The organism is Actinomadura rubrisoli, from assembly GCF_004349215.1.
GTDB lineage: Bacteria > Actinomycetota > Actinomycetes > Streptosporangiales > Streptosporangiaceae > Spirillospora > Spirillospora rubrisoli.
Genome location: NZ_SMKU01000412.1, coordinates 1 through 7,483, shown reverse-complemented (window position 1 = coordinate 7,483; position 7,483 = coordinate 1). Strand labels below are relative to the sequence as shown.

The 7,483-nt window shown below is 74.2% G+C and carries 8 protein-coding genes; 2 read left to right on the top strand and 6 right to left on the bottom strand.

Features of this window, described 5'->3' with window-relative positions:
• Positions 1–332: 332 nt before the first annotated feature.
• Genes E1298_RS41405 through E1298_RS41385 form a run of 5 tightly spaced genes read right to left on the bottom strand, consistent with a single transcriptional unit; the run spans position 333 to position 5,207 of the window.
• Positions 333–752, bottom strand: a complete 420-nt coding sequence (locus tag E1298_RS41405) for a MarR family winged helix-turn-helix transcriptional regulator (protein ID WP_131902852.1) — start codon at positions 750–752, stop codon at positions 333–335.
• Positions 749–2,215 (bottom strand): MFS transporter, encoded by a 1,467-nt coding sequence (locus tag E1298_RS41400; protein ID WP_131902851.1) that lies wholly within the window; start codon positions 2,213–2,215, stop codon positions 749–751. The genes E1298_RS41405 and E1298_RS41400 overlap by 4 nt, the downstream gene beginning before the upstream one ends.
• A gap of 30 nt (positions 2,216–2,245) precedes the next feature.
• Positions 2,246–3,067: an ABC transporter ATP-binding protein gene (locus tag E1298_RS41395; protein ID WP_131902850.1), complete on the bottom strand. Its 822-nt coding sequence runs from the start codon at positions 3,065–3,067 to the stop codon at positions 2,246–2,248.
• Positions 3,064–4,113, bottom strand: a complete 1,050-nt coding sequence (locus E1298_RS41390) for a FecCD family ABC transporter permease (RefSeq protein ID WP_243726156.1) — start codon at positions 4,111–4,113, stop codon at positions 3,064–3,066. The genes E1298_RS41395 and E1298_RS41390 overlap by 4 nt, the downstream gene beginning before the upstream one ends.
• On the bottom strand, positions 4,110–5,207 hold the full coding sequence (locus E1298_RS41385; RefSeq protein WP_131902849.1) for a FecCD family ABC transporter permease: 1,098 nt from the start codon (positions 5,205–5,207) through the stop codon (positions 4,110–4,112). Before E1298_RS41385 ends, E1298_RS41390 begins: the two co-directional genes overlap by 4 nt.
• A 133-nt stretch (positions 5,208–5,340) precedes the next feature.
• Between E1298_RS41385 and E1298_RS41380 the strand changes: the two genes are divergently transcribed.
• The gene (locus E1298_RS41380; RefSeq protein ID WP_131902848.1) at positions 5,341–6,360 is read left to right on the top strand and encodes an ABC transporter substrate-binding protein; all 1,020 of its coding nucleotides are present in this window, start codon (positions 5,341–5,343) and stop codon (positions 6,358–6,360) included.
• A 20-nt stretch (positions 6,361–6,380) separates the two neighbouring features.
• Positions 6,381–7,232: a siderophore-interacting protein gene (locus E1298_RS41375; RefSeq protein WP_131902847.1), complete on the top strand. Its 852-nt coding sequence runs from the start codon at positions 6,381–6,383 to the stop codon at positions 7,230–7,232.
• Positions 7,233–7,235: 3 nt separating this feature from the next.
• Here the strand turns inward: E1298_RS41375 and E1298_RS48880 are convergent, their stop codons facing one another.
• On the bottom strand, positions 7,236–7,412 hold the full coding sequence (locus E1298_RS48880; protein WP_165975917.1) for a hypothetical protein: 177 nt from the start codon (positions 7,410–7,412) through the stop codon (positions 7,236–7,238).
• Positions 7,413–7,483: the final 71 nt, after the last annotated feature.

Genomic DNA, 7,483 nt, shown 5'->3' with positions numbered 1-7,483 from the left:
CCCGGCAAAGCCCCCAGACCCCCGGCCACCCGCCTGGCGAAGCGTGAGCCGACCGCCCGCTGAAGCGCGGCAGGCGAGCGAGCGCGGGAGACGGTGAAGCGCCCAGAGCCCCGCCGCCCGGCGAAGCGTGAGCCGACTGGCCGGTGGAGCGCCGGTGAGCCGGTCGGCCAGTGAAGCGCGGGAAGCGGCGCGTGCGGGAAGCGGCGCGCGCGACAGGCTGCGCGCGGCAGGCGGGGTGCGCGCGACAGGCGGGATGCGCGCGACAGGCGGGGTGCGCGCGACAGGCGGGGTGCGCGCGGCAGGCGGGGTGCGGGAGGCGGTGGTGCGGCTGGTCAGCTGTCCTCGACGAGGCGGGCGGCGATGCGGTCGAGTGCGGCGAGGTCCTCCGGCGGGAGTTCGCGCAGGACGGCCGGTGGGGTGCCGAGGATGCGGTCGGCCTCCGCCGCCGCGGCGCGTCCGGCCGCCGTCACGCTCACGATCTTGGAGCGGCGGTCGGCCGGGTTGGGGGCGCGCTCCACCAGCCCGCGCTCGACCAGGTCGTCCACCACCAGCGTCGTGTACGGGCGGTCGGTGAGCAGGGTGTCGGCGAGCTCGCGCAGCGTCATGGGCCTGGCGGACAGGCGGCGCAGCGCCTTGGTCCGGAAGAAGCTCATCCCGAGCGCCTCGGTCACCTCCCGCCGCTTGTCGCCGCGCTCGTGCAGCAGGATGTGCAGGTTGCGCCAGGCGCGGGCGGCGATGTCGGGGTCGTTCATCGGGTGCTCGCCCCCGTCACGTGGCGTTCCTCCGCGTCCAGGCCGTGCTCGAACAGGCGGGCGGTGCGGGCGGCGCTGCGGGCGGCCCGGCGGCCGGTGGTGACCGTGCCGAGCACGAGCACGGCGGCGGCGCACCCGGTGAGCACCCAGTATGCCGGGCGGGCGGCGTCGACGAAGCGCGACGCGGCGACCGGCCCCGGACCCGTCCCCGCGGCGAGGACGGCGCCGATCACCGCGACGCCGAGCGCCTGCCCGACCTGGCGGCTGGTGGACGCGACGGCGGCGGCCACGCCGGCCTGCGCGCGCGGCATGCCCGACACGGCGGTGTTGGTGATGGGCGGGTTCACCGTCCCGAACCCGAGGCCGAACAGCACGTACGCGGCGAACAGCGTGACGTCGCTGGTCTCGGCGTCAAGCAGCGCGAACAGCAGCCCGCTGGCGAGCATCGCGCCCCCGGCGATCTGCAGCGGCAGACGCGGCCCCCGGCTGCCGACCAGGCGTCCCGAGAGCGGGCCGCACACGGCGGTCATCGCGGCCATCGGCAGCAGGTAGAGCCCGGCGTGCAGCGCGGACATCCCGCGCACGTTCTGCAGGTACAGCGCGTTCACGAACAGGAACCCGGCGAGGGCCGCGAACCCCGCCACCGCGATGACGGTGGCGCCTGCGAACGGGACGCTGCGGAAGAACCGCAGGTCGATGAGCGGCTCGGGCGTCCGCCGGGCGTGCAGCACGAACCCGGCCAGCGCGGCGGCGGCCACGACCGCGCCGAGGACGACCGCCGGGGCGCGCCAGCCGAGGTCGGGTCCCTCGATGATGGCGAAGGTCAGCGCGCCGAGCAGCACGATCATGAGTCCCTGGCCGAGCGGGTCGGGGCGGCGCGGGCGCGCGGCACGCGACTCGGGGACGAACAGCGCGGTCAGCGCGAGGGCGGCCAGCCCGATCGGCAGGTTGAGCCAGAAGATCGCGCGCCAGCCGACGGAGTCGACGAGCACCCCGCCGACCAGCGGCCCCAGGGCCATACTGAGGCCGACCACGCCGCCCCAGACGCCGATGGCGCGGGCCCGCTCGCGCGGCTCGGTGAACACGTTGGTGATGATGCCCATCGCGACCGGGTTGAGCATCGATCCGCCGACGGCCTGCACGACGCGGGCGGCGACCAGCCATTCCAGGGACGGGGCGAGGCTGCACAGCACTGACCCGGTCACGAACAGGGCGAGCCCGGCCTGGAACACGCGGCGGCGGCCGATCCGGTCGGCGATCGACCCGGAGAGGATCAGCAGCGAGGCGAGCACGATCAGGTACGCGTCGATCGTCCACTGCAACCCGGACAGGGAGGTGTCGAAGTCGCGTTGCAGCGCGGGCAGCGCGACGTTGAGGACGGTGTTGTCGAGGCTGACGATGAACAGGCTCATACAGCAGATACCGAGTACGAGCATGCGGCGCCGGGGGCTGAGTTCTGGCAAGCGTCCTCCTTAGTTGGACGCCTACAACCATTATGTCCCTACAACTATTCCCGGGACGCGATGGCGGGCGGCGGGGATCACGAGCGGCGTCCCGGTCTCCGGGCAGTCGATCACGCGGCAGGGAAGGCGGAAGACCTCCTCGACCAGCTCCGCCGTGACCACCTCGCCCGGCTCGCCCTCGGCGACGATCCGCCCGTCCCGCATCGCGATCAGGTGCGTGGCGTAGCGCGCGGCGTGGTTCAGGTCGTGCAGGACGGCGACGACCGTGCGGCCCTCCTCGTGCAGCCGCGCGCACAGGTCGAGGACCTCGATCTGGTGCGCGATGTCGAGGTAGGTCGTCGGCTCGTCCAGCAGCAGCAGCGGGGTCTGCTGGGCCAGCGCCATCGCGATCCAGACGCGCTGGCGCTGCCCGCCCGACAGCTCGTCCACCGCCCGGTCGGCGAGCGCCTCCACACCGGTCGCGGCCATCGACCCGGCGACGACCCGCTCGTCCTCCCGGGACCACTGCCGCAGCAGGCCCTGGTGGGGGTAGCGGCCGCGCGCGACGAGGTCGGCGACGGAGATGCCCTCCGGCGCGATGGACGACTGCGGGAGCAGGCCGAGCGTCCGCGCCAGCTTCTTGGCGGGCCACCGCGTGATCGGCTCGCCGTCCAGGACGACGGCCCCGGCGGCGGGCTTGAGGATGCGGGCGAGCGCGCGCAGCAGCGTCGACTTGCCGCACGCGTTCGGCCCCACGATCACGGTGAACGAGCCGTCCGGGACGGCGACGTCCAGGTGCTCGGCGACGGTGCGCCTGTCGTAGGCGAGCGTGAGCCCGGTGCCCGCCAGCCGCGTGTTCGCGTCCATCGTCATATCCGTCCCGTCTTGCGTTCGGTCACCAGGAGCCAGACCAGGTACCCGCCGCCGAGGAGCCCGGTCACCACGCCGACCGGGAGCTGGTGCCCGGGGAAGGCGCGCTGCGCCACCCAGTCGGCGGCGACCAGGAGCGCCGCGCCCATGCACGTCGCGGGCAGCAGGTTGGGCCCGGCCGTGCGGGTCAGCCGCCGGGCGAGCTGCGGCGCGGTCAGCGCGACGAACGCCACCGGCCCGGCGGCAGCGGCGGCGAGCGAGGTGAGCAGGACGGCCGCCGCCAGCATGATCAGCCGGGCCCGCTCGATCGGCACCCCGAGCCCGTGCGCCGCGTCGTCGCCCATCTCCAGCATCCGCAGCGCCCGCCCGCAGCCGACGAGCACCAGCGGCCCCAGGACGGCGAGCGCCACGAGCAGCGGGGCGGAGTCGGACCAGTCGCGCCCGTCCAGGCTGCCGGTCAGCCACAGCACCGCGCGGGCGGCGTCGGTGATGCTCGCCTGGGTGAGCAGATAGCCGTTCACGCCGGTGAGGATCGCGGCGACGCCGATGCCGACGAGGATCAGCCGCTGCCCGTGCGCGCCGCTCCGTCCGGCCACCGCGTACACCAGCACGCCGGTCGCCAGCCCGCCCGCGGCGGCGCCGGACGCGACCGCCGCGCTGCCGCCGCCCACCAGGACGATCATGGCGAGCACGCCGGTCGCCGCGCCCTGGCTGAACCCGAGGATGTCGGGGCTGCCCAGCGGGTTGCGGACGAGCGACTGGAAGATCGCCCCGGCCAGCCCCAGCGCGGCGCCGACGGCCAGCCCGGTCACGACGCGCGGCAGCCGGATCTGGTTCACGATGAGGGAGTCGGCGGGCGAGCCCTGGCCCGCGAGCGTCCGCACCACGTCGGCGGGGCTCATCGGGAAGTCGCCGCTGCCGATGAGCAGCACGCCCATGCAGAGCGCGGCCAGTAGGCAGAGCGCCGCGACGACAAGCGCGCGCGGGCGGAAGCGGAGCGATAGCCCTCCGGGCGTGCGGACGACGGCGAAACGCGGAGCCCGGGTCACGACGCCGCCGCCTCACCGCGCGTCCGACGGCGCGTGCCAAGCGCGCGCGGACGGCGGACGAAGTAGAGGAAGACCGGACCACCGGCCACGACCATGACGATCCCGACCTGGAGCTCGGACGGACGCACGACGACCCGTCCCAGAACATCGGCGGCGAGCACCAGGGCGGGCGAGAGGACCGCGCAGTACGGCAGAAGCCAGCGCAGGTCCGGGCCGGTCAGCGCGCGGACGAGGTGCGGCACCATCAGCCCGACGAAGATGATCGGCCCGCACGCCGCCGTCGCCGCGCCGCACAGCAGCGTCACCGTGACGATGGCCACGACCCGGGCGCGTCCAGGACGGGCGCCGAGCGCGCGCGCCGCGTCCTCCCCCATCGCCATCGCGTTCAGCGGACGCGCCAACGCGAGCGCCAGCACCAACCCCACGGCCACGAACGGCGCTACGCGCACGACCGTGTAGGACTGCGCGGCGCCGAGCGAGCCGACCGTCCAGAAGCGCATGCGGTCGAGCGACGCGGTGTCGAGCAGCTGCACCGCGTTGACGTAGGAGTAGAGCGCCGCGTTCAGCGCGGACCCGGCGAGCGCCAGCCGCGCCGGAGTAGCGCCGCGCCCGCCACCGACCACGTACAGCAGCACCGCCACCGCACCGGCGCCCGCGAACGCGAACCACACGAACCCGGTGAACGAGGCGACGCCCAGGAACGAGATCGCCGAGACGACCGCCGCGGCCGCGCCCGCGTTGATGCCGAGGAGCCCGGGGTCGGCGAGCGGGTTGCGCGTGAGCGCCTGCATCACGGCCCCGGCGAGGCCGAGCGCGATGCCCGCGACCAGTCCGAGGAGCGTGCGCGGCAGGCGCATCTGGTGGACGACCGTGTAACTGCCGGAGTCGCGGTGGAAGAGACCGTTCCACGCGTCCGCGACCGAAAGGGGCTTGGCCCCGACCGCGAGGCTCAGCACGAGGACGGCGAGCAGCAGCAACGCCGCGACGAGCAAACCGGCCGCGCGGGCGGAACGACCTGCGACGAGGCCGGGGCGCCCGGCCCGCGGCGATCGGGCGCCACGCGCCGCGACCTGCGGGGACTTCGTCAACGACACGGACGGACTCCGGGGGACGGGCCGGGGAGGCCGCACCGCCCCCACCACTGGACTAAGACTTAGGTTAGGTTAACCTAAGCACGCATCGAGCCGGAATACCGGCCACCGTAATACAGCAGGAGAAATAACCGAAATGTCGAACACCGTCGCCCGTCACCTCACCCGCCGCGGCCTGCTGGGCGCGGGCGGCGCCGTCGCCCTCGGGGCCCTGCTCAGCGCGTGCGGCAGCGGCGACGGCACGGCGTCCCCCAGCGGCGGCGCCTGGTCGTTCACCGACGACCGAGGCACGAAGGTCGGCCTCAAGGCGCGCCCCAAGCGCGTCGTCGGCTACGTCGGCACCCTCGCCGCCCTGCACGACTTCGGTGTGGACGAGCAGCTCGTGGGCGTGTTCGGCCCGACCAAGCTCAAGGACGGCAAGCCCGACCCGCAGGCCGGGAACCTGCCCGTCGACCGGCTGACCGTCATCGGCAACGCCTTCGGCGAGTTCAACATCGAGAAGTACGCCGCGCTGCGCCCCGACCTGCTCGTCGACAACATGTTCGTCAAGAACGAGCTGTTCTACGTCCCCGCGGAGAGCAAGGAGAAGATCTTCGCGCTGGCGCCGAGCGTCGCGCTGTCCACCGGCACCGTCCCCCTGCCGAAGCCGATCGAGCGGACGGCCGCGCTGGCCGCCGCGCTCGGCGCCGACCTCACGTCCGCCAAGGTCACGGCGGCCAAGGCCCGCTTCGAGAAGGCGGCGGAGGCGCTGCGCGCGGCCGCCAGGGCCAACCCGGGCCTGAAGGTCCTGGCCGCGTCCGCGAGCCCCGACCTGTTCTACGCCTCCAGCCCCGAGAAGAACACCGACCTCATCTACTTCAAGGAACTGGGCGTGGACCTCATCGTCCCGCGCCGCCTGGACAGCAACGGCTTCTTCGAGAACCTGAGCTGGGAGAACGCCGACCGCTACAAGGCCGACGTCGTCATGCTGGACAGCCGCACGCAGGCGCTCCAGCCGAAGGACCTCGGGTCCAAGCCGTCCTGGGCGGAGCTGCCCGCCGTGAAGGCCGGCCAGGTCGTCCCGTGGCAGCCCGAGCCCCGCTTCTCCTACGAGGGTTCCGCCCCGATCCTCGAAGCCCTCGCCAAGTCCATCCAGTCCGCCAAGAAGACCGGCTGAGCGACGGAAAGGCCCCCACGATGACGACCCCCGCCGACCCCTTCGGCTTCTTCGAGCTGCACGTCCTGCGGTCCGAGCGGCTCGGGCCCTCCATGGTCCGGATCACCTTCGGCGGGACGGCCCTGGACACCACCGGCGGATCCGGGAAGGCGTTCGTCCCGGCCGGGCGCGACCAGCGCTTCAAGCTGTTCCTGCCGCACCCGCACCAGGACGCGCCGGTGATGCCGTCCGACTGGTCGCCCGACACCTGGTTCGCCGACTGGCGCGCCCTCGACCCCGCCGAGCGCGGCATCATGCGCTCCTACACCGTCCGCGACCGGCGGCCCGGCGAGCTGGACGTCGACTTCGTCCTGCACCTGGACGGCGCGTCGGGCCCGGCCGCCCGCTGGGCCGCGTCCGCCCGTCCCGGCGACCGGGTCGTCGTGCTCGGGCCGACCGGCCCCGACAACGGCGGCTACGACTTCCGCCCGCCGCCCGGCCGTCCCGTCGTCATCGCGGGCGACCTCTCGGCGCTGCCCGCCATCGCCGGCAACCTCGCCTGGCTCCCCTCCGGAACCCCCGCCCGCGTGTGGATCGAGGTGCCCCACGACGAGGACCGCCAAGACCTCCCGACCAAGGCCGACGCCGAGATCACCTGGGTGCCCCCGGGCGGCCTGCTGGACGCCGTCCGCACCGCGGAGCTCCCGCCGGAACCGTACGCGTGGATCGCCGGCGAGTCCGCCGCCGTCCGCGCCCTGCGCCGCCACCTGGTGAACGAGCGCGGCCTCGACCGCCGCGCCGTCACCTTCACCGGCTACTGGCGGCGCGGCGCCACCGAGGAGGACCTGCTCGCCGAGGTCGTCGCGGGCGGCAGCCCCGCCACCGAGGAGTAGCCGTCACCCCGGCCGGCGCTCCCCCGCGACCAGCCGCACCAGCGCCGCACGCGACAGCGGCTCCGCGCCCCCAAGCCCCGCCCGGTGACCGACCACCGGCCCGTACTTGCGCACCATCCGCTTGATCCCCTCCACCGAATCGGCGACCACCCCGGCGAGAACGGCACGGGTATCCCCCATGCGGATAGAACGGACTGAACCGCACCCACGGCTCGTCCCCCCGCGACGTCACGTCCAACACCAACGCCCCC

Excerpts from the sequence above, each read along its gene's own strand:
- E1298_RS41405 (WP_131902852.1), bottom strand. The coding sequence starts at position 752 with ATGAACGACCCCGACATCGCCGCCCGCGCCTGGCGCAACCTGCACATC.
- E1298_RS41395 (WP_131902850.1), bottom strand. The coding sequence starts at position 3,067 with ATGACGATGGACGCGAACACGCGGCTGGCGGGCACCGGGCTCACGCTC.
- E1298_RS41380 (WP_131902848.1), top strand. The coding sequence starts at position 5,341 with ATGTCGAACACCGTCGCCCGTCACCTCACCCGCCGCGGCCTGCTGGGC.
- E1298_RS41375 (WP_131902847.1), top strand. The coding sequence starts at position 6,381 with ATGACGACCCCCGCCGACCCCTTCGGCTTCTTCGAGCTGCACGTCCTG.
- E1298_RS48880 (WP_165975917.1), bottom strand. The coding sequence starts at position 7,412 with ATGGGGGATACCCGTGCCGTTCTCGCCGGGGTGGTCGCCGATTCGGTG.